The organism is Jiangella gansuensis DSM 44835, from assembly GCF_000515395.1.
Taxonomy (GTDB): domain Bacteria; phylum Actinomycetota; class Actinomycetes; order Jiangellales; family Jiangellaceae; genus Jiangella; species Jiangella gansuensis.
On sequence record NZ_KI911782.1, the window covers coordinates 5,150,624 to 5,169,333 of the forward strand.

Annotated in this window: 22 protein-coding genes; 3 read left to right on the forward strand and 19 right to left on the reverse strand. The window is 71.9% G+C overall.

What is annotated here, in order from left to right; genetic code table 11:
* The first annotated feature begins 113 nt into the window (after positions 1-113).
* On the forward strand, positions 114-1,349 hold the full coding sequence (locus JIAGA_RS0124365; RefSeq protein WP_026877682.1) for an MFS transporter: 1,236 nt from the start codon (positions 114-116) through the stop codon (positions 1,347-1,349).
* A 60-nt stretch (positions 1,350-1,409) separates the two neighbouring features.
* On the opposite strand, the gene JIAGA_RS0124370 is transcribed toward JIAGA_RS0124365, so the two are convergent.
* From JIAGA_RS0124370 to JIAGA_RS0124425, 12 genes are all read right to left on the reverse strand, one after another.
* Positions 1,410-2,078: a response regulator transcription factor gene (locus JIAGA_RS0124370; RefSeq protein ID WP_026877683.1), complete on the reverse strand. Its 669-nt coding sequence runs from the start codon at positions 2,076-2,078 to the stop codon at positions 1,410-1,412.
* A gap of 5 nt (positions 2,079-2,083) precedes the next feature.
* Entirely contained in the window at positions 2,084-3,277 is a 1,194-nt protein-coding gene (locus tag JIAGA_RS32090) for a sensor histidine kinase (RefSeq protein ID WP_035812930.1), read from the reverse strand.
* Between the two features lie 10 nt (positions 3,278-3,287).
* Positions 3,288-3,692 carry a hypothetical protein gene (locus tag JIAGA_RS0124380; protein WP_026877684.1) on the reverse strand — a complete coding sequence of 135 codons (405 nt, stop codon included), beginning with the start codon at positions 3,690-3,692 and terminating at the stop codon, positions 3,288-3,290.
* Entirely contained in the window at positions 3,689-4,054 is a 366-nt protein-coding gene (locus JIAGA_RS0124385; RefSeq protein WP_026877685.1) for a hypothetical protein, read from the reverse strand. Before JIAGA_RS0124385 ends, JIAGA_RS0124380 begins: the two co-directional genes overlap by 4 nt.
* Before the next feature lie 12 nt (positions 4,055-4,066).
* Positions 4,067-5,791, reverse strand: coding sequence for a DUF885 domain-containing protein (locus JIAGA_RS0124390; protein ID WP_051426463.1), 1,725 nt, complete (start codon positions 5,789-5,791; stop codon positions 4,067-4,069).
* Positions 5,792-5,858: 67 nt separating this feature from the next.
* Positions 5,859-6,281 carry an aspartate 1-decarboxylase gene (gene panD, locus JIAGA_RS0124395; protein WP_026877687.1) on the reverse strand — a complete coding sequence of 141 codons (423 nt, stop codon included), beginning with the start codon at positions 6,279-6,281 and terminating at the stop codon, positions 5,859-5,861.
* Positions 6,282-6,285: 4 nt separating this feature from the next.
* Positions 6,286-7,833 (reverse strand): PH domain-containing protein, encoded by a 1,548-nt coding sequence (locus JIAGA_RS32095; RefSeq protein WP_051426464.1) that lies wholly within the window; start codon positions 7,831-7,833, stop codon positions 6,286-6,288.
* A complete protein-coding gene (locus tag JIAGA_RS0124405) occupies positions 7,830-8,324 on the reverse strand; it encodes a PH domain-containing protein (RefSeq protein ID WP_051426465.1) in 495 nt (164 codons plus the stop codon). The genes JIAGA_RS32095 and JIAGA_RS0124405 overlap by 4 nt, the downstream gene beginning before the upstream one ends.
* Positions 8,325-8,356: 32 nt before the next feature.
* Positions 8,357-8,806, reverse strand: coding sequence for a DUF1684 domain-containing protein (locus JIAGA_RS0124410; RefSeq protein ID WP_211239834.1), 450 nt, complete (start codon positions 8,804-8,806; stop codon positions 8,357-8,359).
* Positions 8,807-8,961: 155 nt separating this feature from the next.
* Positions 8,962-9,942, reverse strand: coding sequence for an ABC transporter substrate-binding protein (locus JIAGA_RS0124415; protein WP_026877690.1), 981 nt, complete (start codon positions 9,940-9,942; stop codon positions 8,962-8,964).
* Between the two features lie 106 nt (positions 9,943-10,048).
* Positions 10,049-10,783, reverse strand: a complete 735-nt coding sequence (locus JIAGA_RS32100; protein ID WP_211239835.1) for an ABC transporter permease — start codon at positions 10,781-10,783, stop codon at positions 10,049-10,051.
* Entirely contained in the window at positions 10,780-11,484 is a 705-nt protein-coding gene (locus JIAGA_RS0124425; protein ID WP_051426467.1) for an ABC transporter permease subunit, read from the reverse strand. Before JIAGA_RS0124425 ends, JIAGA_RS32100 begins: the two co-directional genes overlap by 4 nt.
* 24 nt (positions 11,485-11,508) lie before the next feature.
* Between JIAGA_RS0124425 and JIAGA_RS0124430 the strand changes: the two genes are divergently transcribed.
* Positions 11,509-12,663, forward strand: coding sequence for an ABC transporter ATP-binding protein (locus JIAGA_RS0124430; RefSeq protein WP_026877692.1), 1,155 nt, complete (start codon positions 11,509-11,511; stop codon positions 12,661-12,663).
* Between the two features lie 183 nt (positions 12,664-12,846).
* Here JIAGA_RS0124430 and JIAGA_RS0124435 read toward each other — a convergent pair whose 3' ends face one another.
* From JIAGA_RS0124435 to purD, 6 genes are all read right to left on the reverse strand, one after another.
* Positions 12,847-13,437 (reverse strand): hypothetical protein, encoded by a 591-nt coding sequence (locus JIAGA_RS0124435; RefSeq protein WP_026877693.1) that lies wholly within the window; start codon positions 13,435-13,437, stop codon positions 12,847-12,849.
* Positions 13,438-13,567: 130 nt separating this feature from the next.
* Positions 13,568-14,044, reverse strand: coding sequence for a DUF3180 domain-containing protein (locus tag JIAGA_RS0124440; protein ID WP_026877694.1), 477 nt, complete (start codon positions 14,042-14,044; stop codon positions 13,568-13,570).
* Between the two features lie 18 nt (positions 14,045-14,062).
* Positions 14,063-14,629: a 2-amino-4-hydroxy-6-hydroxymethyldihydropteridine diphosphokinase gene (gene folK / locus JIAGA_RS0124445; protein WP_026877695.1), complete on the reverse strand. Its 567-nt coding sequence runs from the start codon at positions 14,627-14,629 to the stop codon at positions 14,063-14,065.
* The gene (folB, locus tag JIAGA_RS0124450) at positions 14,626-14,988 is read right to left on the reverse strand and encodes a dihydroneopterin aldolase (RefSeq protein ID WP_026877696.1); all 363 of its coding nucleotides are present in this window, start codon (positions 14,986-14,988) and stop codon (positions 14,626-14,628) included. The genes folK and folB overlap by 4 nt, the downstream gene beginning before the upstream one ends.
* 63 nt (positions 14,989-15,051) lie before the next feature.
* Positions 15,052-15,927 (reverse strand): dihydropteroate synthase, encoded by an 876-nt coding sequence (gene folP / locus JIAGA_RS0124455; RefSeq protein WP_051426468.1) that lies wholly within the window; start codon positions 15,925-15,927, stop codon positions 15,052-15,054.
* Positions 15,924-17,171 (reverse strand): phosphoribosylamine--glycine ligase, encoded by a 1,248-nt coding sequence (purD, locus tag JIAGA_RS0124460; RefSeq protein WP_026877698.1) that lies wholly within the window; start codon positions 17,169-17,171, stop codon positions 15,924-15,926. Before purD ends, folP begins: the two co-directional genes overlap by 4 nt.
* 121 nt (positions 17,172-17,292) lie before the next feature.
* On the opposite strand from purD, the gene JIAGA_RS0124465 reads away from it, so the two are divergent.
* The gene (locus JIAGA_RS0124465) at positions 17,293-18,069 is read left to right on the forward strand and encodes a tyrosine-protein phosphatase (protein WP_026877699.1); all 777 of its coding nucleotides are present in this window, start codon (positions 17,293-17,295) and stop codon (positions 18,067-18,069) included.
* Between the two features lie 10 nt (positions 18,070-18,079).
* Here the strand turns inward: JIAGA_RS0124465 and JIAGA_RS0124470 are convergent, their stop codons facing one another.
* Complete coding sequence (locus JIAGA_RS0124470) at positions 18,080-18,688, reverse strand: GNAT family N-acetyltransferase (RefSeq protein WP_245597235.1); 609 nt, start codon at positions 18,686-18,688, stop codon at positions 18,080-18,082.
* Positions 18,689-18,710 lie beyond the last annotated feature (22 nt).

Genomic DNA, 18,710 nt, shown 5'->3' on the forward strand with positions numbered 1-18,710 from the left:
CCAACTCCTCTCGTGGGGTTGCGCCTGCGCAGAGTCGCATAGCAGAATATCGAATCGATTCGAGTCGAATCGATTCGACCACCATGAACCCATACTCCCCCAAGGACGCCCCTGTGAGCCACCCCGCATCGGACCGGCAGCTGTCGCCGGCTCGCGTGCTGCGTGCGCGCAACGCCGTCGCCGCCGTGTTCGCTCTCAACGGCCTCGCCGTGGCCTCGTGGATGGCACGCATCCCCGAGGTCCGCGACCTGCTGGAGATCACCCCCAGCGAGCTCGGCCGGCTGCTGCTGGCGCTCGCCGTCGGCTCCATCGTCGCGCTCCCGACGTCCGGACTGGTGGTCAACCGGATCGGCGCCGCACGCACGGTGGCCGGGGGGTCACTCCTGGTGGGCGCCGGGCTGACACTGGCCGGCGTCGGCAGCGACGCACTGCTCAACGTCCCGGTCACCGCGGCCGGCCTGGTGCTCATCGGCTACGGCTCGGGCTCGTGGGATGTCGCCATGAACGTCGAGGGCGCCGCCGTCGAACGCCTGCTCGGCCGCACGGTCATGCCCCGCTTCCACGCCGCGTTCAGTCTCGGCACCGTGGCCGGCGCCGGCCTCGGAGCCGGAGCCGCCGCGGCGGCCGTTCCGGTCGCCGTCCACCTCGGCGTCATCGGTGCCGGCGTGGCCACCGGCGCCGTCATCGCCACCCGCAGCTTCCTGCCCCGCACCGTCGAGGTCGACGACGACGGCGTCGCGGCGCCGAACGTGTCGGTGTGGACGGCCTGGCGCGAACCGCGCACCCTGCTCATCGGACTCATGGTGATGTGCTTCGCGCTCATTGAGGGCATCGCCAACGACTGGCTGGCGCTGGGCCTCGTCGACGGCTACGACACCAGCAACGCGATGGGCGCCGTGGGCTTCGCCGTCTTCGTCGCCGCCATGACCATCGGGCGTACCGCCGGCACCCAGCTCATCGACCGGTACGGCCGGCTGCCCGTGCTCCGGGTCAGCGGCGTCCTGGCCGCGGGCGGTGTCCTGCTGGTGGTGTTCGGCGGCTCGCTGCCGCTCGCCGCGGTCGGCATCGTCATCTGGGGCTTCGGCGCGGCGCTCGGGTTCCCGTTGGGCATGAGCGCGGCGTCGGACGATCCGCGGCGCGCCGCCGTCCGGGTCAGCGTCGTCGCCTCGATCGGGTACACGGCGTTCCTCGCCGGCCCGCCCATCCTTGGCTACATCGGCGACCACGAGGGCGTGTTGCGCGCCCTGCTGGCCGTCGCCGTGGCGGCCACCATCGGGACACTGGCCGCGCCGGCCGCCCGAGAGCAGAAACCGTCCTCCGAGCGGGTCGAATCCGGAGTGCGGGACTAGCGCACCCTCCCCTTGATCATCAAGACTTGACCCGGCCAGCACCGGGTCAACTCTTGATGATCATGGGGTGCCGCCGGGCCGGACCAGACCGGTCTCGTAGGCGAGCACCACGAGTTGCACCCGGTCGCGCAGGCCCACCTTGGCCAGCACCCGGCCGATGTGGGTCTTGACGGTCGCCTCGGTGACGAACAGCCGGGCGGCGATCTCGGCGTTGGAGCGACCACGCACCACCTCGCGGACGATCTCGTGTTCGCGCTGGGTCAGCTCGGACCAGACGGCGGCCGGCGGACTGGTGTCGTCGGGCAAGTGCCCGGCGAACCGCTCCAGCAGCCGCCGGGTGGTGCTCGGCGCCACCACGGCGTCGCCGGAGTGGACCGTCCGGACCGCGTCCAGCAGGGTCGGCGGCTCGGCGTCCTTGAGCAGGAAGCCGCTGGCACCGGCCTTGATCGCGGCGAAGGCGTATTCATCCAGGTCGAACGTGGTCAGCACGATCACCTTCGGCGCGTCCGGCCGTGCCCGCAACCGGCGGGTGGCCTCGACGCCGTCGAGCACCGGCATCCGCACATCCATGAGGACGACGTCCGCGGCGGTCACCGCCAGCGCATGAAGGGCGGCATCGCCGTCACCGGCCTCGCCGACCACCTCGAGGTCCGGCTGCGAATCGATGACCATCCGGAACCCGGCCCGGACCAGCTGCTGGTCGTCGACGAGGAAGACCCTGACCGGCACCGCCCTCACTCCCTCTCCCCGTACGGCATTGCCACCTCGACCCGCCAGCCGCCGCCGCTGGCCGGACCGGCCGTCACCGTACCGCCGTACATCGCCATCCGTTCGCGCATCCCCACCAGGCCCTGGCCGAGCCCGTCGCTCGGCGCGGCGGCGCCACGGCCGTCGTCGGTGACCCTTGCGGTCAGCCGGTCGGTGTCGAAGGCCAGCCGGACCTGCGCCCGCGCCGCCGGCCCGGCGTGTTTGAGCGCATTGGTGAGCGCCTCCTGGATGACCCGGTACAGCGCCAGCGACGGGCCCGGCGGCAGCGGCCGGGGTGGCCCGGCGACGTCGAACTCCACGGGCAGGCCGGCCTGCCGCACCGACGTGACCAGCTCCGGCAGACTGCCCAGGCCCGGCTGCGGGTTGCGGACGGTGGCCTGCTCGTCGCCGTCCTCGTCGTCGGTGGTCCGCAGCACCCCGAGCAGCCGGCGCATCTCGGCGAGCGCGCCACGGCCGGTCTCGCCGATCGTCTTCAGCGCGTCGGCGGCGGCCTGCGGATCCTGCGCCGCGGCGTACCGGCCGCCGTCGGCCTGGACGACGATCACGGACAGGTTGTGCGCCACCACGTCGTGCATCTCACGGGCGATGCGGGCCCGCTCCTCGGCGGCCGCGATGACGGCCCGCTGGTCGCGCTCCCGCTCGGCCTGGTGAGCCCGCTCGACCAGTTCGACGACGTAGGCCTGCCGGACCCGCCGCACGTCGCCCATCGCCCAGGACCCGATCACGACGGCGCTGAGGCTGACGACACTGGCCACGAAGGTCTGCACCCCCCATTCGGCGATCGGGTAGTCGCGGGTGGCCGCCAGCGCCACCCCGAGGAACCCGACGGCCAGACCGGCCCGGCTGGCCCAGCGCGGCCCGTACCCGCTGACCGAATACAGGCCGATCAGGAGCAGGACGCCGGCCGGGGTCAGCGGCAGTCCGGTGGCCCACTGCACGAGGCCGCAGCCGGCCAGGACCGCGAACGACGCCACCGGCCGGACCCGCCGGAACACCAGCGCCGCGCACATGACGGCGCCCAGGGCGGCATGCGCCCACCCGGGGTCATAGGCCGAGGCACTCAGCACGACGACGGTGATGAGTAGCGCACAGGCCATGGCGGCGTCCGGCACGAGTGGATGCCGGCGCACCCATGCGTACAGCCGGTCCCTGCGCCTCACGTGATGCAGGCTAACCGTCCGTGCGGTTGGTGCGCCGCAGCCAGAGCAGGCCCAGCACCGGCAGCACCAGCGGGACGAACCCGTAGCCGCGGCCGTACTGCGACCAGACGGTGTCGTCGGGGAAGTCACCGGGGTCGAACGCGGTGATGGTGCCCACGGTCAGCACACCGAGCAGTTCGACGGTGACGGCGAGCAGTGCCACCCGCCGCGCGGTCTCCCCCGGCCTGGCCAGCGCGATCGTCGCCACCACGTAGACCAGCGCGGCGAACGCGGACAGCAGGTACGCAACCGGCGCGTCGGAGAACCTGGTGGCGATCTGCACCCCCGCCCGCGCCGACGCGGACAGCGCGAAGACCGCGTACACGGCCACCAGCAGCCGCCCCGGGCCGCTGGTGCGCTGGGACTGCTCGGTCATGCGGCGCCCGCGTCCCAGATCTGCTGCATGCGCAGCACCAGCACCGGGATCACCAGGGCGGCCACCACCAGCACGGACGTGCCCCACCGCGACTTCTCCGCGAGCGCCCAGAACAACCCCAGCGGCAGGATGATGACGATCATGAGCAGGTAGCCGATGAACGTGGCCAGCTCGTTCGGGGCGCCGTCGACGACCATCGTGACGATGGCGACCACGGCCTGCAGGAGGATCAGCAGCTCCACGACCCCGGCGCCGATGACGTACGGCTCGCGCGGCGGCTTACCCAGCACCACCGCCACCAGCGCCCACGCGGCATACGCCAGCGAGGTCGCGATGACGGCATAGTCGACGACGGCGATCATCGGCTCACCCCGTCACGGCAGCCGGGCGAGCTCGTCGGCGAGGTCGTCGAGGCCCAGCGAGCCCATCGACAGGGCCGCCATGTGCCAGGCCTTCAGGTCGAACTCGGTGCCGCGGGCGGCCGCCGCGGAGCGGGCGGCGTCGCGACCGGCCAGCCAGGCCCGCTCACCCAGCTTGTAGCCGATGGCTTGGCCGGGCAGGCCGAGGTATCGGACGATCTCGGAGTCGAGAAACGCCGGGTCGCGACCGTTGAAAGCCCCGAAGAACTCGCGCGCCAGTTCCGGCGTCCAGACCTCGCCGGGGTGGAACGTCTCGCCGGCCGGGATGCGCAGTCGCAGGTGCATGCCGATGTCGACGATGACCCGGATGGCCCGCATGATCTGCGCGTCGAGGTAGCCCAGCCGCCGCGCCGGATCGGTGAGGTAGCCCAACTCGTCCATGAGACGCTCGGCGTAGAGCGCCCAGCCTTCGGTCATGGCGCTGACCGAGCCGAGACTCACCTGGTACCGCGACAGCGACTGCGCGACGTGGACCCACTGTGCGAACTGCAGGTGGTGACCGGGAACGCCTTCGTGGTACCACGTGCTGACCAGGCCCCACACCGGGAACCGGGTCTCGCCGAGCGTGGGCAACCAGGTCCGCCCGGGCCGGGAGAAGTCCAGCGCCGGACGGGTGTAGTACGGCGCGGCCGCGCTGCCCGGCGGCGCGATCATGGCCTCGACCTGCTTGACCGGTTCGGCGAGGTCGACGTGGGTGCCGTCGAGGTCGGCCATCGCCTGGTCCATGAGGTCCTGCAGCCAGGTGCGGACGTCGTCGACGCCCTCGATCGCCTCGCCGTGCTGGTCGAGGTGGCGCATCACGGCCAGCGGCGTGTGCCCCGGCAGGACCGCATCGGCAGCCTGCTTCATCTCCTCGTGCAGCCGGTGGAACTCCGACCACCCGTACGCATAGGCGTCTTCGAGGTCGAGCGTCGTGCCGGCCCAGCGGCGCACCCACAGCTCGTACCGCTCGCGGCCGACGGCGTCCGGGGTGCCGGCCGCGGCCGGCAGGTAGCTGTCCGCGAGGTAGCCGCGCAGGTCGGCCAGCGCGGCCGTCGCCACCCCTGCCGCCTCGGTCAGCTCGGCGCGCTGGGCTTCCGGGCCAGCGGCGACGAACGTCGTGTACCAGTCGGAGGAGAGCCAAGTGTCGATCTGCTCGACCACCGTCTCGACCTGCCGGGGCGCGGCCAGCAGCCGCCGCTCGACGCCCGCGCGCAACGACTCCCGGTAGCCCTGGGCGGCCGCGGGCACGTGGCGCAGCCGGCGCCCAATGACGGCCCAGTCGTCGTCGGTGGCGGTGGGCATGAGCAGGAAGACCGACCGGAGCGATTGCACCGGCGAGAACAGGTTGCTGACGTCGCGCAGCCCTTCGCCGGCGTCGTGGACGGCCAGCGCGGCGGTCAGCCGCTCGCGCAGCAGCCGCGCCGCGCGCCGCTCCTCGACCGGGAGACCGCCGTCGCCGGCGGCCGCCGCCTCGGCAGCGTCGAGCTCGGCGAGTGTGGACCGGCCGGCGTCGGCGACGGCATCCTGCCCCTGCGGCGAGAGGTCGGGAAGGGTGTCGACACCGGGCCGGATGCCAAGCGCCGTCCCGGTGATCGGGTTCAGGTCGGCGATCGTCTCGACGTAACGGTCGGCGATGGCGCGGGGGGTCGGTGCGTTCTCGTGCGGCACCGGCCCATCATCCCCGATCGGGTCCGGCATCGGCTCGCCGGGCCGATGCGTCCCGAAGCTGTGGCCGAGACCGTCGCCCGCGGGCCGGGCGGCTGCCTCAGCCGGCGACGACGGTGTCGCCGCGCCGCTGTCCCGGATCGCCCGGCACCGGCTCAGCGGCGTCGTCGCCGATGGTCACGATGCGGTTGGCGGCGTCGACGTGCACCACCCGCGGCCGCAACCGACGGGCCTCCGCGTCGTCGACCAAGCCGTAGCTGATGAGGATCACCAGGTCACCGGGCTGCACCAGCCGGGCGGCGGCGCCGTTGATGCCCAGCACGCCGGAGCCACGCGGGCCGGCGATGGCGTAGGTGGTGAGCCGGGCGCCGTTGGTGATGTCGACGATGTCGACCTGCTCACCGGGCAGCAGGTCCGCCGCCTCGAGGAGGTCCTCGTCGACCGTGACCGATCCCACATAGTGCAGGTCGGCCTGCGTCACGGTAGCGCGGTGGATCTTGCCCTTCATCATGGTGCGGAACACTGCGTCACTCCTGGTCTCGCTCGCTCGATGCGGTCGGCTGACCGTCACCGTCGGCGTGGCCGTCGGGGTCGGGACCGGCGTACCGGTACCTCGCCATCCATTGTTCTGGAACATCGACCTTGCGCGCCACTCGGGAACGCTCGGTCTGGCCGTCCACGATCTCCCGGGCCTCCGCGACGTACCGGTGCCGGATGACCGCGTCGACCGGGCCCGGAGTCGTGTCGACGTGCACCGTGGCCAGCCCCAGGCGACGCTGCAGCGGCCCCTGGTTGATGCGGACACTCTGGGCCTTCGCATGCGGCACCGCGGTCAGGTTGCGGTACAGCACCCCTTCCCGGACGACGACCACGTGCTCGTCGAAGCCGTAGGCCAGCCGCTTCCATCCGAACGGACGCAGCCAGCGTGCCGGCCGCGGCGCCGTGGACAACGGCACGACCAGCGGGTCGGACCCGGGCAGCACCTGCCGCAGCACCTCGGCCGCCTCGTCGAACGTGGCGACCGGCAGCAGCGTCGACGTGCGCTGGCCGTCGTCCGACGACTCCCCCGCATACCCCGCGACATCCACGTCCAGCCTCACCCAGCCCTTCAACCTCCACAACAACGGCTGGCGCATGGCTACTCCCTGCACGCGGCCCGGCGGGACGGTCTGGTGCAGGGTGTCGAGCAGACCCTTGCGGATGCGGTAGCCGTCGGGAGACTCCGCCAGGACGAAGCCGAAGTTGCGGCCGAGCTGGTTCCACAGCGCGGCGCCGACGGCGATGAGGCCCGGCAGCATCGACCACGCCACCCCGATCGTCGCGCCCCGGTCGGGGACGAGCGCCAGGGCGACTCCCATGCCCACGAGGATCAGCGCACCGATGACGAACACCCCGGACAGCACCGTCGACCAGACCAGCCGGTCCAGCGGCACCTCGTGCACCACCCGCTCGGGCGCCTCGGGAGTGTCCGCGTCGATACCGGCGGCACGGGCCAGCAACTGCGCCCGCAGCCGGACGGCGTCGTCGACGGCGAGGTACTGCAGCGGCGCCTCGGCCTTGCCGCCGCCGGCCACCTCCAGGCGAAGCTCCGAAACCCCCAGCAGCCGCCCGGCCAGCGGCCGGTTGATGTCGACCGCCTGCAGGCGGTCGAGCCGCACCCGCCGCGAGCGCCGGTTGAGCATGCCGGAGTCGATGCGTAGCGCATCGCCGTCGAACCCGTAACGGGTGAACCACCACGACAACAGCCCTGTGATCATGCCGATGATCGCGATGCCGAGCACCGTGATGCCGAATCGCCCCATCTCGCCGGAGCGCAGCGCGTCCTGACCGCCGAACGCGATGGCCGCGGCCAGGAACGCCCAGCCGCGCAACAGCGGCGTGAGCGGATGCAGCCGCGTGAAATGCTCCGGCGTGGGATCGACCCGGGCGGCCTTGCCGCCCCCGTCACCCGCGCCCGGCCCGTCTGCGGTCACGGAATCGCCGGTTCGGACCCCGTCGCTCGTTCGCTCCGCGGCCGGCTCCGCGGGGTCCGCACCGGGCTGGGCCGGGCGTTCACTGGTCTCGTCGTCACTCACAGCCCTGCCGCCTGGGCCTCACCGAGCGCCGACAGCCGATCGCGCAGGCGTGCCGCCTCGGCGGCCGGAAGACCGGGGATCTTCGCGTCGGTGGCGGGCGATGCCGTGTGCAGCTGGATGGTGGCCAGCCCGTAGCGACGCTCCAGCGGCCCGGAGGCGACGTCGACGAACTGCATGCGCCCGTACGGCACGACCGTCAGCTTGCGGTACATCACGCCGTGGGTGACGAGGAGGTCGTCGAGACGCTCGGCATAGCCCCAGGCCCGCCAGTTGCGCGGGATCAGCCACAGCCCCCAGCCCAACGCCACCAGCCCGCCGGCGACCGCCACCGCCACACCGGCCAGCTCGAACGGCAGGCCGAGCCCGAACCCGGCCGCCACCGTGCCGATCACCACCCAGATGACGAGCACCAGCCGGCGCAGCGCGACGAGCTTGCGCGACACCTGCTGCCAGGCCTCACCGGGCGGCGCGAAGAGCTGGTCCTGATCCACGGCACACGAGGCTACCCCTCGTACGCCTCGAATCAGGCGGCGACCAGCTCACCCGCTTCCACCGGCACGTCCAGGCGGTTGCCCGGCGGCGCCAGCGGACAGGTCCAGGCCGGGTCGTACGCGCAGGACGGGTTGTAGGCGAAGTTGAGGTCGATCACGAGGCCGTCGGTGACCGAACCGCCCAGATCGGAGCCCTTCACCGTGTCGAAGACATAGCGGCCGCCGCCGTAGGTGCGAGTACCGGCCGAGGCGTCCTTCACCGGCACGAACAGCCCGCCGCCGTAGGAGTCCAGCCACCACACGTCGAGCGTGCCGACCGGCAGGTGTACCCGCCCCACCAGCTCGAACGGCACCACGCCGTCGGTGGCCGTGGGCACCTCCAGCCGCTGGGGCTCGACCGCTGTGTCGACCGCGGCCACGAACCGCAGGCCGGCGTCGTAGGGCGCGTGCCGCAGGCCGGCGAACTCGGACCGGCGTTGCACCGGCAGCGGCGACGCCGGGTGGGTGCGGACCAGCTCGTCGCGGCCCGCGGCCCATTCGGCGTGCGCCCGCGCCGGGTCCGGCTCGGCCCGGACCCGGGCATAGAGCGCATGGACCCGGCGGCGCCAGTCCAGTACGTCGAAGGCGCTGATGGAACTCAGAGCAGCCCCTTCTCCTCGAGATACGCCATGGCGACGTCGGGTGTCTGCTGGCGCTCGGCGTCGACCTGGGCGTTCAGCATGGCGAGGTCCTCGGTGGTGAGGACATCGGCCAGCTGCCCGAGCACCTCGGCGATCTGCTCGTCGCCGGCGGTCTCGGTGTTCACCACCGGCACGAGGTTGTCGGCCAACTGCAGCTGCTGGTCGTCCTCCAGCAGCACCAGCTCGAACTGGTCGAGAGTGCCGTCGGTGGTGCCGACCAGGCCGAGCTGGGCGTCGCCGCGCTGGACGGCCTGCTTGGTCTCACTGGTGCTGAACCCGGTGGCCAGCGGCGGGTCGACGATGTCGAGGCCGTAGACGGACTCCAGGCCGGGCTCGCAGAACGGCCGGTCGGGGCACTCCTCGACCGCGGCCAGCGTGATCGGCTGGCCCAGGGCCGCCAGGTCGGACAGCGTGGTGATGCTGTTCTCGTCGGCGAACTGCTGTGAGACCGCGAAGGCGTTCTGGCTGGCCGCCTCGGCCGGGTCGAGGATGGTGAGACCACGCTGCTCTGCCAGCGGCCGGGCGGCCTCGACCGTCTCCTGAGCGTCAGCCGTGGCGACCGGCGCGTCGGAAGGGGCTTCGGGGCCGTTGATGGTGGCGTTCAGGTACTCGGCGAACGTGGCGGCGTACTCCGGGACGATGTCGATCTCACCACTCTGCAGCGCCGGCTCGTAGATCTCCCGCGCGTCGACAGACTGGATGTCCACGGAGTAGCCCGCGTCCTCGAGCAGGGCAGCGTACATCTCCTGCATGATCACCATCTCGGTGAAGTTGGCGCCACCGACGGTGAGGTCGCCGCCTTCCGCCGCGGTGGCGTCGCCTCCGCCGCCGTCCTCGTCCTCGAACGGGTCGTCACTGTCGCCGCACGCCGCGAGCGACAGCGCCAGCCCGGCCGCCGCCGCCAGCGCGGCTGCTCGCTTGCGCATGGTCTGGGACATCACATTCACCTTCCGGGTGTCACCTTCTGTGTCCCGTGACGGCGTCGGGCCGCCACGCGTGTCCGGCGAGCACCTGGACAGCGCCCGCGTTTCGCATCCCAGTCAACTACGCACCACCGACAACCTCTTCCCGAACGAGCGGCAACTCGTGGTCACGATCGCGTCTCGACGTGCGCCGGCCGGCCCGCCGCATCGGGTCGACGGCCCGCTGAAGCCAGGCCATCAGGCCCTCGACGACCAGCGCCAGCAGGCCGACGATGATCGCGCCGGCCACGATCTCCGGTACGTCGCGTCGCCCGAAGCCGCTGGTGATGATGCGTCCGAGCCCGGGCCCGGAGATCACGGCCGCCAGGGTGGCCGTCGCCACCACCTGGACCGTCGCCAGCCGGATGCCCCCCATGATCAGCGGGATTGCCAGCGGCAGCTCCACGGCGCGCAACAACTGTCCACCGGACATGCCCATACCGCGAGCGGCCTCGACGGCGTCGCGGTCGACCTCGCGCATGCCGACGTAGGCGTTGGTGAGGATGGGCGGGATCGCGAACAGCACCAGCGCGATGACGGTGGTCCAGATCGACAGGCCGAGTGGCGTCATGTAGAGGATCGCCAGGATCGCGAACGTCGGTACCGCCCGGCCGATGTTGCTGATGTTGATGGCCAGCGCACCGCCACGGCCGACGTGGCCCAGCCAGAGCGCGACCGGCAACGCGGCGGCGCAGGCGATGACCATGGACAAGCTGGTGATCCACAGGTGCTCCACCAACCGGGTGCCGACCCCGGCCGGCCCGGACCAGTTCTCGCCGTCGAGCAGCCAGCTGAGGCCGTCCAGCAGCGCGTTCACGCGTTCACCGCCCGTCGCCAGGGCATGAGCCATCGTTGCAGCGCGAGCAGCGCGAGATCGGCCACCAGCGCGAGCACCACACACAGCGCGGACGCGGTCAACACCTCGGCGTGGAAGTTGCTGCGCTGACCCCGGGCGATGAGATTGCCCAGGCCGCCGTGGTTGACGATCATGCCGATGGTGGTGAGGGCCACGGTGGACACCGTCGCGACCCGCAGCGCGGCGAAGACGGCCGGTAGCGCCAGCGGCAGCTCGACCTTCCGCAGCAGCCGGAACCCGTCGTAGCCCATGCCGACGGCGGACTCACGCACCTCCGCGGGTACGGCGTCCAGCCCGGTCAGGATGCCTCGTACCAGGATCGTGAGCGAGTACAGGACCAGCCCGACCACCACCGTCGTCGCCGAGATGCCGGTGAACGGCAACAGCAACGCGAACATCGCCAGCGACGGCAGGGTGTACAGGGCGGTCGACGTGCCGAGGATGACCCCGCGTAGCCACGACACCTGCCGGGCCACCACCGCGAGCACCAGCGCGACGGCGAAGCCGATGGCCAGCGAGACCACCGTGATGGTGACGTGCTGACCGAGGGCGTCGAGGATCTCGTCCGACCGGGTACGCACATACTCGCCACACACCCAGTCGTTGCGTGTGAGGCAGTTGTCAGTCAGGGTTGCGTCATGAGCGGGCCCGAAGAGCGCCATTCCGAGGACGCTACCGAACAACCGATGATTCGTCTCGACCGCGTGTCGAAGCGGTACGCCGACGGCACCGTCGCGGTCCAGGAGCTCACCCTCGAGATCGCTCGGGGCGAACTGGTGGTGCTGGTTGGTCCGTCCGGGTGCGGGAAGACCACCACCATGAAGATGGTCAACCGGCTGGTGCAGCCCACCAGCGGCAACATCTACGTCGACGGCCAGGACGTCACGAACACCGACCCCGTGGCACTGCGGCGCGGCATCGGCTACGTCATCCAGAACGTCGGGCTGTTCCCGCACCGCACCATCGAGGACAACATCGCCGTCGTGCCGGAACTGGTCGGCTGGCCACGCAAGCGGCGCGCGGAACGCGCGCGCGAACTCATGGAACTGGTCGGGCTGGACCCGTCCGTGCACGGGCGGCGTTTCCCGCACGAGCTCTCCGGTGGCCAGCGCCAGCGGGTCGGGGTGGCCCGGGCGCTGGCGGTCGACCCGCCGGTGCTGCTCATGGACGAGCCGTTCAGCGCCGTCGACCCCGTGGTGCGGTCACAGCTGCAGGACGAGTTCCTGCGGCTGCAGGACGACGTGCGCAAGACCATCCTCTTCGTCACCCACGACATCGAGGAGGCGGTCCGGCTCGGCGACCGGATCGCGGTGTTCAAGCAGGGTGGGCTGCTGGAGCAGTACGACACACCGGCGACCGTTCTCGGCGCGCCGGCCACCGATTTCGTCGCCGACTTCGTGGGCGCCGACCGCGGCCTGAAGCGGCTGTCCGTCACACCGATCACCGCGGCGGACCTCGAGCACCCTCCGGTCGTGCGGGCCGACGACGACCTCACCACCGCCGGTGCCGCGCTGGGCGCGGATCGGTGGGCGGTGGTGCTGGACGCCGACGGCGGCCTGGCCGGGTGGATCAGCCGCGACCTGCTGACCGGCAGCGGCCGGGTCGGCGACCGGGCGCGCCGGATGGAAGCGTGGGTCGAGCTCGACGACACCCTCAAGGTGGCGTTCGCGGAGATGTTGCAGTGGAACGCCGGCTGGATCGCCGTGTTGGACGACGACGATCGCTACCTCGGCGTACTGACGCCGGCCACCCTGCACATGGCGCTGCGGCGTTCGGTGGAGGCCGACGCGCAGGACCTCGCCCTCACGGACGTGGTGCTGGAGACAGTGCGGGACGTCTGACCCTTGATCATGTGAGATCACGGGGGTTGCCGACGCCCGCGACGCAAGAAGCCCCGGCGCGTGGCCGCAATAGCACGCGCCGAGGCCCAGCTGGGATCACTGGTGTTAGAGCACCTAGCCCAACCAGAACCAAGTTACCCGTCGACGTCGTCGGGTGGCCCAGGCCGAGCCGTGACGCGGAGGTCAGGCGCTGCGTTCCTGCTGCTCGACCGCTGGCGCTGCCGGCTTGACGCGCCGGTCGGCCTCGGGCAGCAGGTCGGTGTTCTTGTCCTCCCACTTGATGAGGTCGACCACCGTGGGGGCCTCGCTGAGGTCGGGCCACAGGTCATTCCACTCCGCACCCTCGGCCAGCCGGGCCAGTTCGACGCTCGGAGTGGAGGCGCCGGGGCGGGCGCTGCGCGCGGCGGCGATTTCGGACTCCAGCAGGTCCAGCTTGGAGCGCATGACGTCGATGCGCTCGGAGGCGACGTCGAGCAGGCCGACCATGTGGTCAGTGAACTCGCGGTGCTCTTCGGAGTACCGCGCGTGGGCCTCGGAGTATTCGGCGGCCTGCTCGGCGCGGACCGTGGCGACCTCGACCCTCAGCCGGCGTTCGAGCTTGAGGATGAACGCCCCCAGGACGGCCGCGACGACGGCGCCTTCCGCGGCGGCGACTCGCGGCCAAGGCCCCTCGGCGATGAATGCGGCCGCGGCCAGACCTATCGCCAGCGTGGGAGCGAAGATGGCGAGAACGCGGACAGCGGTGAGGCGACGGCGGTGACGGACGGAGGCCATGGGCGTCACCGTACCTGCTTGTACGCCGCGAATCGGACTTCACACGCCGCGCCACACCGGCGGTTTCCCAGATACCGCGACCTGCCGAGATCAATTCCCGTGGGGGCCCGCCCGGCCGCGGGCACGCCGATCAGGACGCGGCGGGGTCGCCGTTCTCCTCGTCCGCCGGGGGCGGAACCTCGCCGGCGCGTTCCAGCCGGACCGCCGCCACTGTGAGCACCACGGCGCAGACCACCACGGCGCCGGCGAGGATGGCTCGGTTGCGACCCATGGGCGAGTCGAGCATCGTCGCCGCCAGCAACCCGAGCCCGGCATAGCCGCCCGCCACGACGGCGCCGAAGTACTCCGACGCCTTGGCCAGGGCGACCGACCGGGCCACCCGCAGCGCGTCGATGCGATTGTCGAAGCGCCGCTCGGTGATCCACTCCCGTACCGCCCGGGCGCCGGCGAACACGGCGATGGCCAGGAACAGCAGTAACAGCGGCAACACCCACGGTACAGGTGGCAGCGCGCCGGACACGGCGTCGATCACCCGGCTGATCGACCAGCCGATCGGGATCGCCACCAGGGCGGCCCAGATCAGCGAACCGATCTTCGTCTTCTGCACGGTGCGGCCCCGGAACCCTCAGGCGGGGTTCTCGAGGGTTTCCTCCAGCCGGCGCATGCCGGTGGCGTCGACGGCCGAGCTGAGGTCCACCACCCGTCCGAGGCCGGGCACGGTGAACTCCGGGTCCACGTCGGCCCAGGGCACCAGGACGAATGCCCGCTCGGCCAGCCGCGGATGCGGCACCCGGAGATCGTCGTCGTCGGCGGTGACGTCACCGACGGCCAGCACGTCGATGTCGAGTGTGCGCGGACTGTTCGGGACGTCACGCGTGCGACCGTAGGCCGCCTCGGTGGACTGCGCCCGTTCCATGAGCGACCGCGGCGACAGCGTGGTGTCGACCACCAGGACGGCGTTGAGGAACTTCGGCGAGTCGGCCGGTGCGTTCACCGGCTCGGACTCGTAGACCGGTGACACCGCCACCGGCACGATCTCCGACGAGTCGGTCAACGTGTCGACGGCCGCTTGCAGGAACTCGAGGCGGTCACCCAGGTTGCTGCCCAGGGCGAACGCGGTGCGACGCAGTGGGCGCAGATCACCCGTCAGGGTGTCGGCGTCGACGACGTTGGGGTTGGGGACATTGGTCACGTTCTGGCCCTTCGAATCGTCACGGTCACGTCGTCGAACGGCACCGTGATCGGCGCCTCCGGCTTGTGCACGGTCACTTCGGCATCCTCGACCCGCGGGTCCTCCAGGCAGAGGTCTGCGATGCGCTGGGCGAGGGTCTCAACCAGCCTGACCGGCTCCCCCTCGACGAGCCCGACCACCCGGTCAGCAAGACTGCCATAGTCGACGGTGTCGGTCAGGTCGTCACTGCGAGCCGCCGCACGCGTATCGACGCCGAGCGAGACGTCGACGCGGAACAGCTGGCCGGTCTCCCGCTCGTGGGAGAACCAGCCGTGGCGTCCGGTCGCGGTCAGGCCGCGCAGCTCGATGCGGTCAGGCACGCCACGACACTAGTCGCAGGCCGCCGTTCACCGCTTCCCCCCTCGTCGTGGCATTGAACACGCTCACCCGTCTTCCGCCCCGAGCCGGGCCGCCACGTGCACCGCGTCCATGGTCGCCGGGACGGTGTGGACCCGGATGCACCAGGCACCGTCCAGTGCCGCCACGACGGACAACGCGTCGGTGGCGGCGTCGCGGCCGATCGGCGGGCGCCGCTCCCCCGTCGCCGGGTCGGCCAGCAGTTCACCCAGGAAGGTCTTGCGGGAGGCGGCCACCAGTACCGGAAAGTCGAGCTGCACCAGTTCGCGCAGCCGGGCCAGCACCGTCCAGTTGTGGTCCCAGGTCTTGGAGAAGCCCAGACCGGGGTCGACGGCGATGTGCTCCGGCCGCACCCCGGCCGCCAGGGCGGCGTCGATGCGCTGCCGCAGCTCCGCAATGACGTCGGCGACCACGTCGGCGTACTCGGTGAGCTGCTGCATCCGGTCGGAGTGCCCGCGCCAGTGGGTGAGGATCACCGGGACGCCGGCCGCGGCCACCACTCGCAGCATGTCGGGGTCGGCCTGGCCGCCGGAGACGTCGTTGACCAGTTTGGCGCCCGCGGCCAGGGCGTCCTCGGCGACGGCTGCGCGCATGGTGTCGACCGACACCACGGCACCGGCCGCCGCCAGTTCGCGGATGACCGGCAGCGCGCGACGGCGTTCCTCGTCGATGGAGGGCCGCTCGGCGCCGGGCCGGGTGGACTCGCCGCCGACGTCCACGATGTCCGCGCCCTGAGCGATGAGGTCGAGGCCGTGCTCGACGGCATCGCCGGGTTCATACCAGAAGCCACCGTCGGAGAACGAGTCGGGCGTCACGTTGACCACGCCCATCACCAGCGCCCGCGGCGGCTGCGGCAGGCCCACGACGTAGTGTGCCGGCCGGCCGGGTCGTCGGGCGCTCATGTCCGCGCCGCCGCCTCGGCGATGTCGCTGCGGGCGTGGCTGCCCTCGAGCTGGATCCGTCCGACCGCTTCATAAGCACGGTCGCGGGCCTCGGCCAGGTCGTCGCCGACAGCGGTGACGGACAGCACCCGGCCGCCGCTGGACACCACGGCGCCGTCGGCGTCCAGGCGAGTGCCGGCGTGCAGCACCTCGACCCCCTTGATCGCCGCCGCGTCGTCCAGGCCGTGGATGCGGTCGCCGGTGCGCGGCGCCGCCGGGTACCCGTGCGCGGCCACGACGACGGTGACCGCGGCGCCGTCGTGCCACACCGGCTCCGGGTGCTGCGCCAGCGTGCCCGTGGCCGCCGCCCGCAGCAGCCCGCCCAGACCGGAGCGCAGCCGGGCCAGCACCGCTTGGGTCTCCGGGTCGCCGAAGCGGGCGTTGAACTCCACCACCCGCACGCCTCGCGAGGTCAGCGCCAGGCCGACGTAGAGCAGCCCGGCGAACGGTGTGCCACGCCGGTGCATCTCGGAGATGGTGGGGCGCACGACCCGCTCGACGACGTCGTCGACGAACCCGGGCGGCGCCCACGGAAGCGGCGTGTACGCGCCCATGCCACCGGTGTTGGGCCCGGCGTCGCCGTCGTAGGCACGCTTGAAGTCCTGGGCGGGGGTCAGCGGCACCGCGGCCAGGCCGTCGGTGACACAGAACAGCGAGACCTCCGGCCCGTCCAGGAACTCCTCGACGACGACCGTGCCGCTGGCCTCGGCGTGGGCCAGCGCGGCCGCGCGGTCGTCCGTGACGACGACACCCTTGCCGGCCGCGAGTCCGTCGTCCTTGACCACGTACGGCGGGCCGAACCGGTCGAGGGCAGCCTCGACCTCGGCGCGGGTCTCGCAGACCACCGCCATCGCGGTCGGGACACCGGCCGCGGCCATGATCTCCTTGGCGAACGCCTTGGAGCCCTCGAGCTTCGCCGCCCGGGCGGACGGTCCGAAGCAGGCGATGCCGCGTGCCTTCACGGCGTCGGCGACACCCGCGACCAGCGGGACCTCCGGGCCGATGACGACGAGGTCGGAGTCCAGCCGAGCGGCCAGGTCGGCCACCGCCTCGGGCCGGTCGGCCGCGACCGGGTGGACGGTGGCATCGGCGGCGATGCCGGCGTTGCCGGGCGCCGCGTGCACCTCGGACACCTCGGGGTCGCGCAGCAAGGAGCGGACGAGGGCGTGCTCGCGGGCACCGGAGCCGATGACGAGAACCTTCACGTCGGCCGACCCTATCGGGAGAGCCGCGCCGCCACGTCAACCGTCCGGGCACGGTCGGCCTCCAGACCGATGGTCCGGCCGCAGCGCGCGCCGCCATCGCGGTCGACTACCGTGAACGGTGATGAGCGAACGCTGGATCGACCTCGTCGGCGCCGTCAACGTACGCGACCTCGGCGGGCTGCCCACCACGGACGGACGCACCACCCAATTCGGGCGGGTGCTGCGCTCGGACAACCTCCAGGACCTGATCGACGACGACGTCCAGCGGCTCACCGGGCCGCTGCGGCTGCGCGACGTCATCGATCTGCGCACCAGCATCGAGGTGACGTCCGAGGGACCCGGGCCGCTGACATCCGTGCCCGACGTCACCATCCATCATCTGTCCTTGTATCCGGAGGTCGGCGAGCGCACCGACGTCGAGGCCGACAGCGTGCTGCTGCCGTGGACCCAGGAGCAGGGCGCCACCATCCGGCACAACACCGGCGCCTACTACGTCAACTACCTGCGACACCGGCCCGAGAACGTCGTCAGGGCGTTGCGCACCGCCGCCACCAGCAGCGGCGCGGCGCTGGTGCACTGTGCCGCCGGCAAGGACCGCACCGGCGTGGTCTGCGCGCTCGCGCTGTCGGTGGCCGGGGTCGAGCGCGACGCCATCGTCGCCGACTACGTCCAGACCGCCGAACGCATCGAGGCGATCATCGGCCGGCTCAAGGCCACCGCCACCTACGCGCCGGACCTCAACGGCCGGCCCATCGACAGCAATGTCCCACGCGCCACCTCCATGACCACTTTCCTCGACACCGTCGAGCAGCAGTTCGGCGGCCCGATGGAGTGGCTGAGCATGCACGGCTGGACCACCGACGACACCACGGCGCTGCGCTCCCGCCTGCTCGACTGACGAGTTCCGATCATGCGCGCGCGGTCAGTGCCGCGGTCAGCCGGTCGCGCACCGCCGGCCACTCCGCGGCCAGGATCGAGTAGTACACCGTGTCCCGCCAGGTGCCGTCCGGCCGCAGCTTGTGATGGCGCAGCACGCCCTCGTACACCGCGCCGAGCCGCTCGATCGCCCGCTGCGACCGCAGGTTCAGGTGGTCGGTCTTCAGCGCCACCCGCTCCAGGCCCAGCGTGTCGAAGGCGTGCCCCAGAAGCAGCAGCTTGGTGGCGGTGTTGACCTCGGTGCGCCACCACGGCGACCCGATCCAGGTGGAGCCGATCTCGACCCGCCGGTCGGCGACATCGATGTCGAGGTACGACGTGGATCCGACGATCGCGCCGTCGGCCGCGCGGCGAATGGCCCACACGGCCAGGTCGCCCCAGCGTGCGCTCTCGACCAGCGCGCCCACGACGGCGTGCATGCCGTCGCGCCGAGCGGCACGCCACGTCCCCATCCAGCGGAAGACCTCGTCCTGATCGGCGGCTGCCGCGGCAGTCAGGTCACCGACGTGACCCGGGCCGAGCGGCTCCAGGCTGACCCAGCGGTTCGCCAGCGGGACCGCGGAGATGGCGACATCGTTCACGCCCGTCATGATGTCACCGGAC